Origin of the sequence: Paenibacillus herberti (assembly GCF_002233675.1) — a bacterium.
GTDB lineage: Bacteria > Bacillota > Bacilli > Paenibacillales > Paenibacillaceae > Paenibacillus_O > Paenibacillus_O herberti.
The window spans coordinates 132,345-149,771 of sequence record NZ_NMUQ01000001.1; the positions used below are offsets into that span (position 1 = coordinate 132,345).

The following is a 17,427-nucleotide window of genomic DNA, read 5'->3' on the forward strand; positions in this document are numbered from 1 at the left end:
AGCGGCTCTTTCTGTACAAATAGGTTGATGTAGGTTGTATAAGCTGGAACTTTGCAACGAGTTCCACCGTTACATAGCGCAGCGACTTCTGTGCTTCAGCGAACCGACAAAACCGGATGAAGCCTCCACAGCTTCAGGAACTCTTTGCCTGCCTCCTCGACCTCCTGGGACTCCAGCGCCAGCGAGCCAGCAGGGTGAACGGCGGTGAGCTGCAACTGGCTGGAGGCCGTTGATAGCTCCGACTCCAGCCGACTGATTGGCTGCGTCTCGCTGCGATCGAGAGCAACGGCCAGCTGCAGCAGGCTACCCAGCAATGCGGCAGCCTCGATGTCGCCAGGCTCAAGCAGAGCCGCATAAGGCTCAAGCTGGGCTTTGCAACGGCTGCGGCTGCGGAAGGCGGCGATGGCGGCAGTCAGAACATTTTCGCGATGGGACATACCGTTCAGACTGCAATTGGTCAGCAAATAAAAAGTATGCATCGAGTAAGCGGCATAGTCGATGGAAGCGCCGATGCGGTACAGCAAGGACGCGGCATCCAGCAGCGTGGCGGCTCTTTCTCCCAGTCCCCTCAGGCCATAGTCCGGCGCAGCCCGCTGCAGCTGCTCCAGCAGTTGCAGTGAGAGGCGGTTGACCTGGTTGAGATGAGGAAGTGGGGCCTCCGGGTAAAGAGCGTACGTGTTGCGAACACTGTAGTCTAGCACACTGTCGAGCCGCGGCCGATCCGGCGATTGTACGGAGAAAAACAGCCCGTCACGCAGACCGGAGGCGCAGACACGATATTCCGTAGCGCCGGTCAAACGTTGGAATACCCGAAGCACAGCTAGCCCCGGCACGATCAGATCAACGCGATCCTTGGACAGGCCAGGGAATTTGCGACGCTTGTCTAGCGGCATGTCCCGCAGTGTGTCAAAGAGGTGATCGGAATCTCCGGTTGGCATCGCATAGTTATGCGTTTGAGGGAAAGGATATTTTCGTACGGCCTGATGGATCTTGGCCAGCGAGCGAATGGTGCCTCCTACGCCGATCAGCGGCAGGCCGGGCGACCAGCGAAGCCAGTCCTCACGCTCGGCGGCCTGGAGGGCCATCCGCTCCAGCTCTTGCAAACCTTCATCGTTCAGCATTCCGTTGTCCGCATAATTGCGGGCAAGGCTGACACAACCGAATGGGAATGAGATGCTCTCTACGAGCGTGCGCTCTTTGAAAAGGGATATTTCGGTGCTGCCTCCGCCGATATCGATAAGGAAGCCGTCCCGGACATCCATCGTATTAACCATACCAAGGAAGCCAAATCCAGCCTCTTGTTCTCCTGGCAAAAGCTCGATTTCGAGCCCGGTCTCGGCGGTCAGCGCCTGGAGCACTTCCTCACCATTGACGGCGTTGCGCATGGCCGCCGTAGCTACGGCGCGCACGATGCGCGTCCGGTGATGGGCGCATAATAGGCGGAAATGGCCCAGTGTTTCGGCCAGCTCCCGCACCGTGTCTTCATCGATGCGGCCGTCTGCGGTGATTCTTTGGCTCAGTCGAGCCGGTCGCTTGCTGCCGTCAATGACGCGATGAGCTCCCGATGCCGTTTGCTCGTACACGACGAGACGGATGGAGTTGGAGCCTATATCGATGATGCCGATTCGTTGTTCATTCATTGGAGTTCCTCCTATCCGCCGCCGCAAGACGGCTAAATCTGTAACCAATAGTGTACCATTACGACATCCCAACGTCCAAAATGGACAGTCTCAGCGATGGTATGAAATGGGCGACAACTAAATTCTATGATGGCGATAAAGCATTTTTATGCGGCAATCTGTTGGATTCAGTAGGAAAATACTCTATGATAGTAAAGACCACTGCGGTTTTGAGCTGATCTATGCCCTTCAAAATTCGTTCAGAATTCTTCTTTATGTACTCTGAATGCGCTGTCAAGGTCAGAGAGGCGGCCCGTCATCTGCAGTTCCATGTTCGCTTGTCCCATTACCGGCCTCGGATTCTGCTAAGGCCGAAGACAAAGGAGAGAGTTCAATGACAGCTACCAAAGGTCTCGAAGGCATTGTCGCCACGACCTCATCCATCAGCTCCATCATCGACGGAGTCCTGACTTATCGCGGCATCGACATTGACGATTTGGCCGTTAATGCGACGTTTGAAGAAGTTGCCTATCTTCTCTGGTATGGCAAGCTGCCTACAGCAGCCGAGCTCCAGCAACTGAAATCCAAGTTGGATGCGTTTGCTCCTGTTCCTTCCGAAGTTATCGAAGCGATTAAGCTGTATCCAAAAGATGCGAACTCTATGGCGGCGCTCCGCACAGCGGTATCCGCTCTGGCCCTGTACGACCCGGCAGCTCAAGATATGACCCGCGAAGCCAACGTGGATAAAGCGATCCGCCTGCAGGCACAGCTGCCGACGATCATTGCTGCATTCTCACGCATCCGCGAAGGCCAGGAGCCAGTTGCTCCTAAGGCAGGCCTTTCCGTAGCAGCGAACTTCCTCTACATGCTGTCCGGTGAGACTCCGGATGACGTAGCTGTGAAGGCGCTTGATCAAGCTCTGGTACTGCATGCCGACCATGAGCTCAACGCTTCCACCTTTGCTGGCCGTGTTACGGTTGCAACACTCTCGGATATGTATTCCGGCGTTGTGTCTGCGATCGGCGCCTTGAAGGGGCCACTGCATGGCGGAGCAAACGAAGCGGTAATGGTAATGCTGGAGGAGATCGGATCTCCGGATCGCGTTGAATCGATCATCAACGAGAAGCTTAACAACAAAGAGAAAATCATGGGCTTCGGCCATCGCGTTTATAAAAACGGCGACCCGCGCGCCAAACATCTTCAAAAAATGTCCGAGGAGCTCGGTAAGCTGAAGGGCAATATGGACCTGTACAACATGAGCGTGCAAATCGAAGAAATCGTAACCGGCCAAAAGGGTCTGAAGCCTAACGTAGACTTCTACTCCGCATCCGTTTACACAACTCTCGGTATCAAGCGCGACCTGTTTACGCCGATTTTTGCCATCAGCCGCCTGTCGGGCTGGACAGCGCATATCCTGGAGCAGTACGATAATAATCGTCTGATTCGTCCACGCGCAGAATACACGGGACCAGTGAACGCTAAGTTCATTCCAATCGAACAGCGTTAATCCCGAGGTCCCCCTGACCGCTGTGTCGGGGGGTTCAGCTGTGCGCGCATCTGTCCCAATTTCGTAATCTCAACTCATGCGTCCTTATAATCGGGACAAGCCCTTTGCACCATTATTTTAAGAGGAGGAATTACCCTAATGGCACAATTCGAAAAATACGCTCTTCCAACCGAAGGCGAGCAAATTACGATTCAAAACGGCCAACTGCAAGTTCCTAACAACCCGATCCTTCCTTTCATCGAAGGCGACGGCACTGGCCGCGACATCTGGCGCGCTTCCAAGCGCGTACTTGACTCTGCTGTAGAGAAAGCTTACAAAGGCGAAAAGAAAATCGCTTGGTACGAAGTATTTGCAGGCGAAAAAGCCTTCAACCAATACGGCGAGTGGCTTCCTGCCGACACGCTGACTGCGATTCGCGAATACATGGTTGCGATCAAAGGACCTCTGACGACGCCAATCGGCGGCGGTATCCGTTCCCTGAACGTGGCTCTGCGCCAAGAGCTTGACTTGTACGTCTGCCTGCGCCCTGTGCGTTACTTCGACGGCGTGCCTTCCCCAGTGAAGCGCCCTGAGCTGGTAAACATGGTTATTTTCCGCGAGAACACGGAAGACATCTATGCTGGCATCGAGTACCAAGAAGGATCCGAAGCTGTGAAAAAAGTTCTGTCCTTCCTGCAAAATGAGATGGGCGTGAACAAAATCCGCTTCCCGGAAACATCCGGCATCGGCATCAAGCCAGTATCCGCAGAAGGCTCCAAACGCCTTGTGCGCGCTGCTATTGAGTACGCAATCGAGCATGGCCGCAAGTCCGTAACGCTCGTTCACAAAGGCAACATCATGAAGTTCACCGAAGGAGCCTTCAAAAACTGGGGCTATGAAGTGGCTGAAGCCGAGTTCGGCGACAAAGTGTTCACTTGGGATCAATATGACCGCATCAAAGAAGAGCAAGGCGTTGATGCAGCCAACAAGGCTCAAGAACAAGCTCTCGCAGCTGGCAAAATCCTCATCAAGGACGCTATTGCCGACATCGCTCTGCAACAAGTTCTGACTCGTCCGACCGACTTCGACGTTATCGCGACGCTGAACCTGAACGGCGACTATCTGTCCGACGCTCTGGCTGCTCAAGTCGGCGGCATCGGTATCGCTCCAGGCGCCAACATCAACTACTTGACTGGACATGCTATCTTCGAAGCTACGCATGGCACAGCTCCTAAGTATGCTGACAAGGACGTTGTTAACCCTGGTTCCGTTATTCTGTCCGGCGTTATGATGCTTGAGCATCTGGGCTGGCAAGAAGCGGCTGACCTCATCTACAAAGGCATGGCAGCTTCGATCAACAACAAAACAGTTACTTACGACTTTGCCCGTCTGATGGATGGCGCCAAAGAAGTGAAGTGCTCCGAGTTCGCGGATCAAGTTATCGCCAACATGTAGGACATACCGGGGCCCGCTTCGGCGGGCCCTTCATTCTGCCCAGCCGGGATGACTGGCAACTGGCAGCATAGATGAAATCCATAATCACGCGATAGACCATACCAACTTAAGCGGAGGTTTTTGATCATGGCGATTAGACGCAATAAAATCACGGTTGTAGGTGCAGGCTTCACAGGTGCAACAACGGCTCTTATGCTGGCTCAAAAGGAACTTGGCGACGTTGTACTCGTCGACATTCCACAGCTTGAGAATCCGACGAAGGGCAAAGCTCTCGATATGCTGGAGGCTTCCCCGGTTCAAGGGTTTGATTCCAAAATTACCGGAACATCCGACTATGCCGACACGAAGGATTCCGACGTTGTCATCATTACGGCCGGTATCGCTCGCAAGCCTGGCATGAGCCGCGACGATCTCGTGAGCACAAACGCTGGCATCGTGCGTTCCGTTTGCGAAAACATCAAAGTGACGAGCCCGAACGCTTATGTCATCATCTTGTCCAACCCGGTTGATGCGATGACTTATGCTGCTTTCGAAACGCTCGGCTTCCCTAAAAACCGCGTTATCGGCCAATCCGGCGTACTCGACACAGCTCGCTACTGCACATTCATCGCGCAAGAGCTGAACGTATCCGTTGAAGACGTACGTGGCTTCGTGCTCGGCGGCCACGGCGACGACATGGTACCGCTCGTGCGTTACTCCAATGTTGGCGGCATTCCAATCGAGAAGCTGATTCCAGCTGAGCGTATCGAAGCGATTGTACAACGCACCCGCGTTGGCGGCGGCGAGATCGTCAACCTGCTCGGCAACGGCAGCGCGTACTACGCTCCAGCAGCTTCCCTCGTGCAGATGGCTGAGGCGATTCTGAAGGACAAAAAACGTATCATTCCTGTTATCGCCCTCCTCGAAGGTGAGTATGGTTATGATGGCCTATTCCTCGGCGTACCTGCAATTCTGGGCGGCGACGGCATTGAGAAAGTATTCGAGCTGGAGCTGACGGCTGAAGAAAAAGCGGCTCTGGACAAGTCCGCTGACTCCGTGCGTAATGTCATTAAAGTTGTAGCAGGCGCTGAGGCGTAAAGGATTAAAAGGCTGCTTCCCTGTCTTCTGGACAGAGGAGCAGCTTTTTTTCGTTAATCTATATCGTAAATTTTCCATTGCCCGTTGATTTTATGAAATACATACATTTGAAAACCCTGGGGTAAGCCCTCTGTAGTTACTAATGTCTCAATCACGCCCATGGTATCGGAAATGTCACCAATAGCTTTAATACGGATGTCTATGATCTTGTCAGAACCCATCTGCGTAATTGGTGTGTATGGCTCATCGCTTATGAGTGCCATATATTCTGCTTCATTTTCCTCATTTCTGTATTTCGTTGACTGATTCAATAATTTTACTAGCGCTAATTCGTCCCCTTCATATTGAGACTCATCAATGTAGACCTGTTTCTCATTCACTGTTACGTTGGTACTGTTTTGATTTGCTGTCACAGATGAGTTTTTTGCTTTCTCACTTGCTTTCTCACTTTGGCCGCATCCTGCTAGGAGAAGCACACTTAAAATAATAACTTGTAAATAGAGTGCTTTTGATTCTCAATGAAATCTCCTCCTGCATAATTATGATGCATACACCCACTAGACGATTTTAACAGATTGATAACCAGAATTCCCCCACCTCTTTAGGTGGCGGGATAAACTTCTCAACGCCTACAAAGCACTTCTTCTCGACGGATCAAAAAAAGAATTTCCTTCGATTCGGCTTACTCACATCAGTTGGAGCACCCAGCGAAGTCATCCGAGCCTACATGGAGAGCCAGGGAGAAAGCGAGGTGAGAATATGCTTAGAGCCTACAAATATCGGATCTATCCAACCGTAGAGCAAGCACACTTCTTCGCACGAACATTTGGTTGTGTTCGATTCATTTACAATAAAATGTTGGCTGACAAGATTAGTCATTATGAAAGCACCGGGAAAGCCTTAAAAAATACGCCTGCACAATACAAAAATGAATTTGAGTGGCTCAAAGATGTCGATAGTTTAGCCTTAGCAAACGCCCAGCTCAATCTCGAAAAAGCATACAAGAACTTCTTTCGTGATAAGAAAGTAGGCTTTCCTAGCTTCAAGAGCAAAAAAACGAATCATCACCGTTATACAACGAACAACCAAAAGGGTACCGTTGCAATTGAAGAGGGGCGTTTGAAATTACCTAAGCTAAAAACAAACATCCGAATCAAGCAGCATCGCCCATTCACAGGTGTGATTAAGTCATGCACCGTATCCAAAACACCTACAGGTAAATACCATGCTTCCATACTAGTGAGAACAGATCTTGCCGAGTTGCCAAAAATAGATCGCAAGATTGGTGTTGATCTTGGGTTGAAAGATTTTGCTATTACTTCAATGGGTGAAATCATCTCGAACCCGAACCATATGCGTAAGTCTGAAAACCGACTAGCCAAGCTACAGAAGGACTTATCACGCAAAAAGAAAGGCAGTCAAAACCGCGATAAGGCAAGGCTAAAAGTGGCTACGTTACATGAAAAGATCAGCAATCAGCGTAAGGATTTTCTTCACAAAACTTCTTCCAGAATGATCAACGAAAACCAAGTGATCGTTATGGAGGACCTTCGTGTGAAGAACATGGTGCAAAATCGTAACTTGGCAAAAGCGATTTCCGAAGTATCGTGGAGCCTGTTTCGCTCTATGCTGGAATACAAGGCGAATTGGTATGGAAGAACCGTCCTTATAGCGCCTAAACATTATGCCAGTAGCCAATTATGCCATGTGTGCGAATACAGGAATGCTGAAACAAAGAATTTAGCAATAAGACAATGGCTGTGTCCCGGATGTGGAACGGAGCATGACCGAGATATAAACGCAGCCAAAAACTTGCTTAAATTAGCCATGTAAATGGCATATTCTGGGGCTGGAACATCCCTTAGAGCCTAGATAAACTTGGAACGTTAGTTCTATTGACTAGGAAGCACCCACCTCTAAGCGTTAGCGAAGGTGTTGTGTAGTTCACATACGGTTAGTTACATATTTGGATGAATTAACTTTTGAAAAACGTCCGAATAATCCTGCGCTGTGCAGGATCATCGGGGCGTTTTTCTCTTCTCGATTTGAATTGAATAGGGTTTGAACTCGGCTTTCGTGGGCAACGCAACTTTTTTTGTACGATTTATCGTATAAAATTCGGTTTATAGCCGCCTCTTTTCAACACTTTGTGTGATAAAACATACAAAGCCCAGCTTTCGTCGCCTATGCCCAGCCATTTTGAATGATTTATCGTACAATATCCAAAATATCAGCACGGCCCGAATGCATGTTGAGTGAAAAATCATACAAATTGTGCGTGACCACATCAATTTGTGCGTGACCACATCAATACGAGACTGACTTGGTGTTACGACTCAGGCCTATCTAAGCCGCAGTTGCCCCGACAAGGCTTAGACAAGCGAAGGGAGCAGCTCCAGCTACTGCTTCATGATCGTAGAAACCAGACTGCGCTTCGAGCGAATTGCCGGGCTCCTTTCGTCGCTCGAAAACTCCCGGAAACCTTCTGTTTGACCTTCACCAAACGCGAGTCTCGCTTCGCTTAGTTGTTGTCAAACGGGATCTGGTCATCATCCGAATAGTGCGCCCTAGCTAAGTTTAGAGGTATCTAAGTAGTAACGATTTTTTTAAAACGATTCTCTTGTTGTATAATTATGGACAAATATTAGGCGGTGGGAGAAATATATAATGACGGAAATTGCTTTCATTAGGCATGGAATGACCAACTGGAATAGGGAGAAAAGAGCACAAGGGCAATCTGATATTCCACTGAACGATGAAGGGAAGTATCAAGCTAAATTATTGGCAGAACGGTTAAAACTGAAACTTGGGATCTAATAATTTCTAGTGATTTGTCTCGTGCTAGTGAAACTGCAAGTATTATAGCCAGTTCCTTAGGTATATCAGTTCAAGTAGATTAATACACTCTGAACTTGGATGGAAATGCAATCTTATAAACTGCGCTAAGCACTTAAGTTAAATGAGTTGTACCAAGAGGCGGTTAGTGAGGGTGGGCAGTCCCCGTCCTCACTCCGCAAACAGCTCCTCCAGCATCGCCTTTTTGTGGTTGACGAACTGTTTCATCAGCGTGAAATGGGAGGTTTGCTCCAGCTCGACCTTCCGCATACCGTCTTGGCTCAGCTCGTAGATGATAGAGTCCGGGTAGGCCATCAGAATGGGCGAATGAGTCGCGATAATGAACTGGGAATGTTTCTGGACGAGCTCATGTATCCGCGACAGCATCGACAGCTGTCTAAGCGGAGACAGAGCTGCTTCAGGCTCGTCGAGAATATACAGTCCGCGGCCACCGAAACGGTGTTGAAAGGCGGCGAAGAAAGATTCGCCATGCGACTGTTCATGCAGCGACTTGCCGCCGTAGGAGGAAATAATCGGCGGGCCATATCGATTGTCTTTATCATTGTCCATTCGATCAATCTCGCTCGCGACATTGTAATAACTTTCAGCCCGGAAGAAGAATCCGTCCCGAGCCTTGTGTATGCCCCGCGCTAGACGCAGATGGCGATGCAGCTCGGAGTGGGACTCAGCGGTGGAAAAATTGAAATTGATCGTGCCGCCCTCGGGGTTGAAGCCCCAGGCAACGGCGATTGCTTCCATAAGCGTCGACTTGCCGGTACCATTTTCTCCGACAATGTAAGTGACCTTGGGATGGAGGATGAGCCGCTCCAGCGAGCGGACCGCAGGCAATTGAAACGGGTACTGGCTAGGGTCGGATATGCCTCCTCGCAGCAGCTCGATGCTCTTCAGGTAGCCGGGACCAGAACTCATTTTAATCTCACCTTCCTTGAAAACCTCACTATGGAACCAGTATACTCGATAAACGGTTTCAAAAACGATCATCACCATTAGCAAAGGGGGAAGCTCGGGATGGAAGAGGAGTCCTGGATTACACATGAAGAATATTTGGCAGCTGCGGAGCTTTTCCGCTCGGCATTCCCAGCCTTTGCGGCTGAGGTGGCAAGGGTTGAAATAATTCGCGGCAAGCTGAATGACTTTCAGCTTAGCCGGGCTGTAACGATGGCGACGGACAGCATCGAGATTCTTGGCTGGGATAGCCGGCGTACGGTACTTGCGATCTTTGACGTATACGTGGAGCTGTATCGGGGTGAGGGACGTTTAGCGGCGGACCGCTGGGTGGAAGCGACTTTTGGAGCGGGGCTCATTTATACCGAATCGAATGAGTCAGGAATGGCCGACCCTGGTCTGCTCGCGAGGCTTGCCGAGATTGAGCTGGAAATTGGAGCTCGTGAAGCAGATTTGCTGGAGCTGTACAGGGAGCTGACAAGGCTGAAGACCGCCGCCAGCGGCACTTCCGTTACGTCCACAGCTGACAGCGAGCAGCTCTCGGATCGGTGGACACTCTCCCCGGATCATGTCACAATAAAAGAATGAACGCCGGGCTCTCGCCCGGTTATCCAGGAGAGGAAGCTGAACCTATGCTGCAGGAAGCGCGCGATTTACTGAAGCGCGTCTACGGATACGACTCTTTCCGCCAAGGGCAGGAGGGTATTATCGAGGCGATAACGGGCGGCAGTGATACACTGGCTATTTTGCCGACAGGCGGCGGTAAGTCCGTTTGTTACCAGATTCCAGCGATGTTGCTGACGGGTACAACGATTGTCGTTTCGCCGCTTATTTCACTGATGAAAGATCAGGTTGATGCGCTGCGAAGGGTTGGCGTACCGGCTGCTTTTCTGAACAGCTCACTCGGAGCTGCGGAATATCGGGAAGTGCTGCGCGCGGCGCTAAATGGAGAATACAAGCTGCTGTACGTCGCACCCGAGCGACTGGATGGCTCGATGTTCGGGGAGCTGTCGGAGCGGATGCGTATCCCGCTAATCGCCATCGATGAGGCGCATTGCGTATCGCAATGGGGCCATGATTTTCGGCCCAGCTATCGCCAACTGGCGAACTGGATCGGCCGCATGGAGGATCGCCCGCTGGTGGCGGCGTTCACGGCAACGGCCACGCCAGAGGTAGCTGAGGATATATCAGGCATGCTCGGTCTACGTGATCCAAGCGTATTCATTAGCGGTTTTGCTAGGGAGAATCTATCGCTGTCGGTCGTAACCGGCGTGGAAAAAAAGCGATTTTTAACCCGCTTCTTGCAGGAGCGGCCAGATCAGTCCGGCATCATCTATGCCGCAACGCGCAAGGAAACGGAGGCGGTCCATGAGGAGCTGCTGCGCCAGGGTATCCCGGCAGGCAAGTATCATGGCGGACTCGGAGACGCAGAGCGGAGCGATGCGCAGGAGAAGTTTCGTTTTGACGAGACGCGCGTGATGGTTGCAACGAACGCATTTGGCATGGGTATCGACAAGCCGAATGTGCGCTTTGTGCTGCACTGGCAAATGCCTGGCGACGTGGAATCCTACTATCAGGAAGCAGGACGTGCGGGACGCGACGGCGAGGAATCCGAATGTGTGCTGCTGTTCGAGCCGCAGGATGTGCAGATCCAGCGTTTTCTGATTGAGCAGGGAGTCGGAGACGAGGGCAGGAAGTCTGTGCAGATGTCCAAGCTATACTCCATGATGAATTTTGCGCGTACGGAGCGTTGTTTGCAGCAGTTCATCGTTGATTATTTCGGCGAAAAGGGTGTACAGCCCTGCGGCAAATGTGGCAATTGCCTCGATAAGAGCGAGCGGCTTGATATGACCAGCGAAGCGCAGAAAGCGCTCAGCTGCGTCGGCCGTATGAAGGGCCGCTTCGGTGTCATAATGGCCGCCAAGGTGCTCAAGGGCTCCCGAGACAAAAAGATTATCCAGTTCGGTCTCGACCGGCTGTCGACCTACGGTCTGATGAGAGAGTGGCCGGAGCGGGAAATTTCCGATTGGCTGTACTGGCTTGTGGCCGAGGGTTATATGCGGATGAGCGAGGGTCAATACCCGACCGTATCGCTTACGGCAGAGGCGCTGCCGGTACTGGAAGGCAGCAAAACGGTCGTGCGGCGCAAGTCGACCTCGGTACGCCGTGCCGCTTCAAATGCTGGTGCGGAAGCATCGCCATTGTTCGAAGCGCTGCGCCAGTGGCGTAAAGAAACGGCAGCCCGGGAGGGCGTGCCGCCTTTCATGCTGTTTTTCGACGCGACGCTGCGGGAGCTGGCTGCGGCCGCTCCGGCGACGCGGGACGAGCTGCTGCGCGTCAAAGGCATTGGAGCAGCCAAAGCGGACAAGTATGGCGACGCGCTGCTTGCTATTACGGCCGGTGAGGAGGGGGCGGCTTCTCGCGAGCCGGATCCCTTCAGCTCATCGGTGGGCGCGGGCGCGGCTGCATCGACAAGATTGGCGTCTCGATCGGATAGCGGTGCTTCCGGCCGCGGAGAGAGCGGCAGCCATCTAGCCACGTACGAGATGTTCCAGGGGGGCGGCGAAGTGGCGGATATAGCCGCCGAACGCGGTATCAGCCGCGTCACAGTAGAGAATCATCTGATGCGCTGCGCTGACGAGGGTATGGAGTTGGACTGGAGTCGCATCATCCCGGAGGAGCAGGAGCCGCTTATTTTGGAGGTGGTGGAACGCCTTGGAGGGGACAAGCTGCGTCCGCTCAAAGATGCTTTGCCGCCGGACGTCGATTATTTCGCCATTCACGGCGTTCTGCGAAAACATGGGTTGAAGAGCGGGTGACATTGACTGTCAACATATGGCAACCCACTAGGCACTGACTCCCGAAGTTTGATTCCAAACCATCTATTAGCGGACGTTTTTTGCAGACTTACCCCGAAACCGGAGTAATCAGCCGTAAAAGGTAGAACGGAAGCGGTTTCTTTTGTAAAGGCAGGGCTGATTTAGTATACTTAAAGAAGAGAAGTTTAGGAGGATGAACAATGACTGATGTAATGGTATTTCTGCATGTGCTAGGCGCAGGAGGGCTTGGGTTTTACCTGATCCTTCCTTTCCTGGTCGGCCGTGCATCCCGTCTGGCGGGTGTCGGACAGCAAGGTCTCGCTGAGGGCCTTATCACGGGTAACCGGGTCGCTCAGTATTTTCTAATTGTACAGTTTATTACCGGAGGATACCTAATTACTGCGGCTGGGGAATACACCGTTGTTTGGATGGTTATCTCGATCCTGCTGTTCCTGGCTATCGCGGCTCTTGGTGGCATTCAAACCAAGCCGCTCAAAGGTATCGTCAGCCAGATCCAAGCCGGCCAAAGCGCTGCAGCTAGCATCGCCAAGGTACGCATGTTCAGCTTTATTCTGCTCGCTCTGTACGTAATCATCATGTACTTGATGGTTAATCCGTTTTACAAGTAAATCTAATTGGCTCTGACCTTCCGGCTTGTCCTTGGACAAGCGGTAGGATTAGACAAGGCTAGCCTATTCCAATAGGATACATTCTCGCCTTGTCGCTGCAACCTTATTGCAAGCAAACGTATGCCGTCCCAAAAGGGCGGCATACGTTTGCTTGCTGCATTAAATCCATGTTTCAGTTTGGGAGAGGGGAAGCTTTACCTATGACTGCTGCATCACCTGATCTCGTTACATTTGGAGAGAGTATGGCTTTGTTCATGCCTCAGGAGAACCGGACGCTCGAACATGCGGACTCGCTTCAATCTGCATTCGGAGGAGCCGAAAGCAATCTGGCGATTGGTCTGGCTCGGCTTGGCTGTTCAGTCGGCTGGTGCGGTGCGCTCGGCGACGATCCGCTCGGCCGTCGTATTCTGAAGGCGCTGCGCGGCGAAGGTGTGGATGTGTCGCGAGCTTCACTCAGCGGGAATGCCCCTACCGGCCTCATGTTCCGCGAAGAGGTTGCCGGTCGGCTGGCCGTCCATTACCATCGCAGAGGATCGGCTGCAAGCGGGATGACGCCGGGCCATTTAGATACCGCTTACTTGCAAAGCGCTCGGATGCTGCATGTTACGGGCATCACGATGGCTTTATCGAACAGCGCCCGTGAGTCTGTCCTCCATGCGATGAGAATCGCTAAGGAAGCAGGCGTGAAAATCAGCTTTGATCCGAATCTGAGGCTCAAGCTGTGGAGCATCGAGGAGGCGCGTGAAGCGCTGCTGCCGGCTGCGGAGCTGGCCGATTATTTCCTCCCGGGATGGGACGAGCTGAAGCTACTGTATGATACGGAAGACGAAGGTGAAATTCTGGATCGTGTCGGTGCGCTGGATGCAACAACCGTCATCAAAAGCAAAGGGGATGGCTCCTTGCTGCTCCAAGGCGGCTCAAGCATCTTCATTCCCTTTTATCCGGCAGAAAAGGTTGTGGACACAGTAGGTGCGGGCGATGGCTTCTGCTCTGGCTTCCTGGCTGGAATCCTGAAGGGGATGACGCCAGAGGACGCAGTGCGTCTAGGCAGCATATGCGGATCTTTGGCCGTGCAGGGACGCGGCGATTGGGAGTCGCTGCCGGACTGGCAAGCGGCCCGGCAGCGGCTGGACAATTCAGTATGGGTGGAGCGTTGATGTGATGACTGAACTACCGAATAAAGGCGAGCGTCGGCGCGAGGGCATCCTGAATGTGCTCAAGCAGCAAGGACGCGTAACGATCGCTGAGATTGTGGAGAGATTCGGCTGCTCCGAAGCGACGGCCAGACGTGATCTCGAGCTGCTTGAGCGCACGGGCCCGCTTGTTCGGACGATTGGCGGAGCACTGTATGACGGGATGAATCCGGTGCGTGACAGCTCTTTTGCTGAGCGTCAGGGCATCTCTCTACTAGAAAAAGAGAATATCGCCGCAGAGGCGGCACGCCATATCGTGGAAGGCGATGTCGTCGGTCTCTCCGGCGGTTCGACCAATTATTTGATTGCCAAGCTGATCAAGATGCGGCGCGGCATTACGGTCGTGACCAATGCCGTCAACATCGCGATGGAGCTTGCCGGCAGCGATATTCAAGTTGTCGTGACCGGCGGCATGATGCGTCACAACAGCTTTGAGTTATGTGGACCGCTCGGCGAGGGTATGGTATCCCATCTGAACATCGGCAAGATGTTCATTGGCGTCGACGGAATTTCCGAGAACGGCGGCATTACGACTTACTCGGAACAGGAAGCACAAATCGCCAAAGCGCTTATCAGCCGCTCCCAGATTACATATGCGGTATTCGATCAGAGCAAGGTCGGACGCACTTCGCTGTTCTCCATCACGCAACTCAAGGATCTTAACGCAGTCATAACCGATCGACCGCTTGGGGCCTCCCTATCAGAGTATGCGAGGCGCAGCGGCGTTACGGTCTATCTGGCCGGCGATGGGGAGTATGATGAGACGGAAGATCAGGGCTGAACAGAGAGGGATGCATTCAATAATAAGGGGCTGTCCCAAAAGTCATCTTTAGATGATTTAGGGGCGCCCCTTATTTATTTAGGCCGCCAGATAGGCTGATGGCGCTGCATCGTTATCGAATCTGGGGCGTTTTGACTTTCCCTAGTGTTGAAGCGAAGCGATAGGAACTTTCACAAAGGGGCGCCAAGGCCGTTCGGGAGCCCGAGCTTGGTGAAGCTTCGGAGATCCACAGCAGAGAAACTGGAGCAAGCCGTTTCAAAGCTAGAGGAGACCTTGCAAGAGAAGCCCAAGGGCAAGCCGCTGAAAAAAGCGGTCCGCGTTCTTCGCAAATATCTTCTGCTGCGTCTGTGACGTATAACGAAGTCGGGTGGCTTTGCCTTGCCCATAATTTGCTGAAGAAGCCGTTATGGTAGATAAACGAAGACGGGAGGAAACTGAGCTTGGCTCAGTTTCCTCCCGTCTTGGTTGACTGCCAACGTGTCACCCCACCGCGCGCTGGGAGCTGCGCGGCGAAACTTCATTTCGTGTAGGTATTGTGTATGAGATGGTTGAGATTAAGCCTCTTCCGATTGGAAAACACTTTGTCCGCCAACCCATGTTTGCTGTACTTCCAGCTCGTCCGTCAACAGGACGAGATCGGCCCATTTGCCTGCATGGATGCTGCCTGTCTGCTCGGCAAGCCCGATCAGCGCTGCTGGATTGGTGCTTGTCAGCAAGCTGGCCTGCGGCACCGTCCAGCCGGAAGCCTGGATGAAGCGCTTCAGCGCTGCTTCCATCGTCAGCGTACTGCCGGCCAGGTTGCCGGCATGTGTAAGGCGGCATACGCCGTCTTTCATTGTGACGGGTTGACCGCCAAGCTCATACTGGCCGTCCTCCAAGCCGGCGGCCGACATGGCGTCTGTGATGAGTGACAGCTTGCCGGCTGGCTTCGCGCGTCCGATCAGTTTCATCACGGCATCATGCACATGATGGCCGTCGGCGATTAGCTCTGCATGGATGCGATCATCCGTCAGTACAGCTCCGACGGTGCCGGGCTCGCGGTGATGCAAACCGCGGCAAGCGTTAAACGTGTGCACCGCGCTGTTCAGTCCTGCATCGGCTGCGGCCTCCATAACGTCATAACGTGCATCCGTATGCCCCGCAGCCGCTACGATTCCATGCTTAGCAAGCCAATCGATCATCTTCAGCGCGCCTTCACGCTCTGGTGCGAGCGTAAGCTGCTTGATCAGGTCAGGATAGGCGGCATGCCATTCCTCCAGCAAGTCAAGATCTGGATCGATGCGGAATTCCGGGTTCTGTGCGCCCATCCAGTCTGGGCTTATGAACGGCCCTTCCAGGTGCACGCCGCCCAGGCGGGCGTAGGGCATTGGCGCGCTGCGGTATTCATCAGCTGCTTCCAGCACTTTGCGAATCCGCTCCGACGGTTCGGTCATCGTCGTGGCGAGCATCGTCGTAGTGCCATGCTGGGAGTGATATTTTGTAATGGTGTCATAGGCTTCGCGGTTCGCATCCATGAAGTCGGCGCCAAAGCCGCCATGAACATGAACATCGATGAAACCTGGGAGCAGCCAACCGCCCTGCCCGTCAATGACCGACTCGTCTGAAGCAGATGTCTCGAGAACGCCTGCCTGGACAGAGGTGATGAGTCCATCCTTTACTGTAACGGAGCCGGAAACAGCTTCGCCGTCTACTGCGATATTTACATTGCTGATGCGAAAGTGTTGCATCCTTCATTACCTCCTGTAGCGAGCAAGCTAGCTGCTTCTCTATCCAGCAGAACCGTGACGCGGGCATGCAGTTGCAGTAGGGAGGCTGGGCAGTCTGTCGTGACTGGGCCGGTAAGCGCCCGCCGTACGATGGAGGCTTTATCTGTACCGCGGACGACAAGCAGAATCCGCTCCGCCTTGAGAATGGAACCGACTCCCATCGTAACTGCTTGGGTCGGCACCTCGTCGATAGAGGCGAAGAAACGTGCATTAGCTTCGCGAGTCGCCTCGTCCAGTGTCACGACATGTGTACCGGCGCTCAGCTCGGAAGCAGGCTCATTGAAGCCGATATGGCCATTGTGTCCCAGTCCGAGCAGCTGCAGGTCTACGTGGGCGCCTTCAAGCATGCGGTCATACTTGTTGCAGAAGGCATCAAGATGGGATGCCATGCCGTCTGGCAGATGCGTCTGGTTCAGTGGAATATCGATCTTGGAGAACAGATGCTCGTTCATGTAATAAGCGTAGCTCTGATCATTGTCCGGCGTCAATCCGACGTATTCATCGAGATTATAACTCGAAACTCCCTTGTAACTGATGCTTTCTTTGTTGGAGAGCTCCACCAGGCTGCGGTAGATGCCAATCGGAGTTGAGCCAGTAGCGAGGCCGAGCACAGCATTCGGCTTCGTTGTGACGAGGTCCGCAATAAGGCGGGCCGCTGCCGTATCCAATTCCAGGTTATCTTCAAACACGCGAATATCCATCCAAGTATCCTCCCGAAGTCACGCCATATTTTATAACTCTAGCTTACGACTTTTTTGGATAAATGACAACAAAAATGATTTTTGTGAACATGAAAATGAT

General features: G+C 52.8%; 15 protein-coding genes and 1 pseudogene. 11 read left to right on the forward strand and 5 right to left on the reverse strand.

The genetic code is table 11. From position 1 onward, the window contains the following. Positions 1 to 95 precede the first annotated feature (95 nt). Positions 96 to 1,640, reverse strand: a complete 1,545-nt coding sequence (locus tag CGZ75_RS00675) for a Ppx/GppA family phosphatase (RefSeq protein WP_089522203.1) — start codon at positions 1,638 to 1,640, stop codon at positions 96 to 98. 373 nt (positions 1,641 to 2,013) lie between these two features. Between CGZ75_RS00675 and citZ the strand changes: the two genes are divergently transcribed. The 3 genes from citZ to mdh all read left to right on the forward strand — a co-directional run bounded on the left by citZ (position 2,014) and on the right by mdh (position 5,637). Further along, positions 2,014 to 3,126, forward strand: a complete 1,113-nt coding sequence (gene citZ, locus CGZ75_RS00680; RefSeq protein WP_089522205.1) for a citrate synthase — start codon at positions 2,014 to 2,016, stop codon at positions 3,124 to 3,126. A gap of 138 nt (positions 3,127 to 3,264) precedes the next feature. After that, positions 3,265 to 4,560 carry an NADP-dependent isocitrate dehydrogenase gene (gene icd / locus CGZ75_RS00685; protein ID WP_089522207.1) on the forward strand — a complete coding sequence of 432 codons (1,296 nt, stop codon included), beginning with the start codon at positions 3,265 to 3,267 and terminating at the stop codon, positions 4,558 to 4,560. A gap of 126 nt (positions 4,561 to 4,686) precedes the next feature. Further along, a complete protein-coding gene (gene mdh, locus CGZ75_RS00690; protein ID WP_089522210.1) occupies positions 4,687 to 5,637 on the forward strand; it encodes a malate dehydrogenase in 951 nt (316 codons plus the stop codon). Between the two features lie 53 nt (positions 5,638 to 5,690). On the opposite strand, the gene CGZ75_RS00695 is transcribed toward mdh, so the two are convergent. Then, positions 5,691 to 6,050, reverse strand: a complete 360-nt coding sequence (locus tag CGZ75_RS00695; protein ID WP_089522212.1) for a nuclear transport factor 2 family protein — start codon at positions 6,048 to 6,050, stop codon at positions 5,691 to 5,693. A gap of 346 nt (positions 6,051 to 6,396) precedes the next feature. On the opposite strand from CGZ75_RS00695, the gene tnpB reads away from it, so the two are divergent. Further along, positions 6,397 to 7,470 (forward strand): IS200/IS605 family element RNA-guided endonuclease TnpB, encoded by a 1,074-nt coding sequence (tnpB, locus tag CGZ75_RS00700; protein WP_089522213.1) that lies wholly within the window; start codon positions 6,397 to 6,399, stop codon positions 7,468 to 7,470. Between the two features lie 864 nt (positions 7,471 to 8,334). Next, positions 8,335 to 8,537, forward strand: a pseudogene (locus tag CGZ75_RS00705) (histidine phosphatase family protein). A gap of 106 nt (positions 8,538 to 8,643) precedes the next feature. Here the strand turns inward: CGZ75_RS00705 and CGZ75_RS00710 are convergent. Beyond that, positions 8,644 to 9,402: an AAA family ATPase gene (locus tag CGZ75_RS00710; protein ID WP_089522215.1), complete on the reverse strand. Its 759-nt coding sequence runs from the start codon at positions 9,400 to 9,402 to the stop codon at positions 8,644 to 8,646. 99 nt (positions 9,403 to 9,501) lie between these two features. On the opposite strand from CGZ75_RS00710, the gene CGZ75_RS00715 reads away from it, so the two are divergent. The 6 genes from CGZ75_RS00715 (at position 9,502) to CGZ75_RS24950 (ending at position 15,211) form a co-directional block, all read left to right on the forward strand. Next, positions 9,502 to 10,026, forward strand: coding sequence for a hypothetical protein (locus CGZ75_RS00715; protein ID WP_089522217.1), 525 nt, complete (start codon positions 9,502 to 9,504; stop codon positions 10,024 to 10,026). A gap of 44 nt (positions 10,027 to 10,070) precedes the next feature. Continuing rightward, positions 10,071 to 12,257 (forward strand): DNA helicase RecQ, encoded by a 2,187-nt coding sequence (gene recQ / locus CGZ75_RS00720; RefSeq protein WP_089522219.1) that lies wholly within the window; start codon positions 10,071 to 10,073, stop codon positions 12,255 to 12,257. A gap of 200 nt (positions 12,258 to 12,457) precedes the next feature. Next, complete coding sequence (locus CGZ75_RS00725) at positions 12,458 to 12,886, forward strand: hypothetical protein (RefSeq protein ID WP_089522222.1); 429 nt, start codon at positions 12,458 to 12,460, stop codon at positions 12,884 to 12,886. A gap of 200 nt (positions 12,887 to 13,086) precedes the next feature. Beyond that, positions 13,087 to 14,043 (forward strand): sugar kinase, encoded by a 957-nt coding sequence (locus CGZ75_RS00730; protein WP_089522224.1) that lies wholly within the window; start codon positions 13,087 to 13,089, stop codon positions 14,041 to 14,043. Positions 14,044 to 14,047: 4 nt separating this feature from the next. After that, positions 14,048 to 14,860, forward strand: coding sequence for a DeoR/GlpR family DNA-binding transcription regulator (locus CGZ75_RS00735; protein ID WP_089522226.1), 813 nt, complete (start codon positions 14,048 to 14,050; stop codon positions 14,858 to 14,860). A gap of 210 nt (positions 14,861 to 15,070) precedes the next feature. Next, positions 15,071 to 15,211, forward strand: coding sequence for a hypothetical protein (locus CGZ75_RS24950; RefSeq protein WP_176444620.1), 141 nt, complete (start codon positions 15,071 to 15,073; stop codon positions 15,209 to 15,211). 203 nt (positions 15,212 to 15,414) lie between these two features. Here CGZ75_RS24950 and nagA read toward each other — a convergent pair whose 3' ends face one another. Beyond that, positions 15,415 to 16,587 (reverse strand): N-acetylglucosamine-6-phosphate deacetylase, encoded by a 1,173-nt coding sequence (nagA, locus tag CGZ75_RS00740; protein WP_089522228.1) that lies wholly within the window; start codon positions 16,585 to 16,587, stop codon positions 15,415 to 15,417. Beyond that, entirely contained in the window at positions 16,560 to 17,327 is a 768-nt protein-coding gene (gene nagB, locus CGZ75_RS00745) for a glucosamine-6-phosphate deaminase (RefSeq protein ID WP_089522230.1), read from the reverse strand. The genes nagA and nagB overlap by 28 nt, the downstream gene beginning before the upstream one ends. Between the last annotated feature and the right edge of the window lie 100 nt (positions 17,328 to 17,427).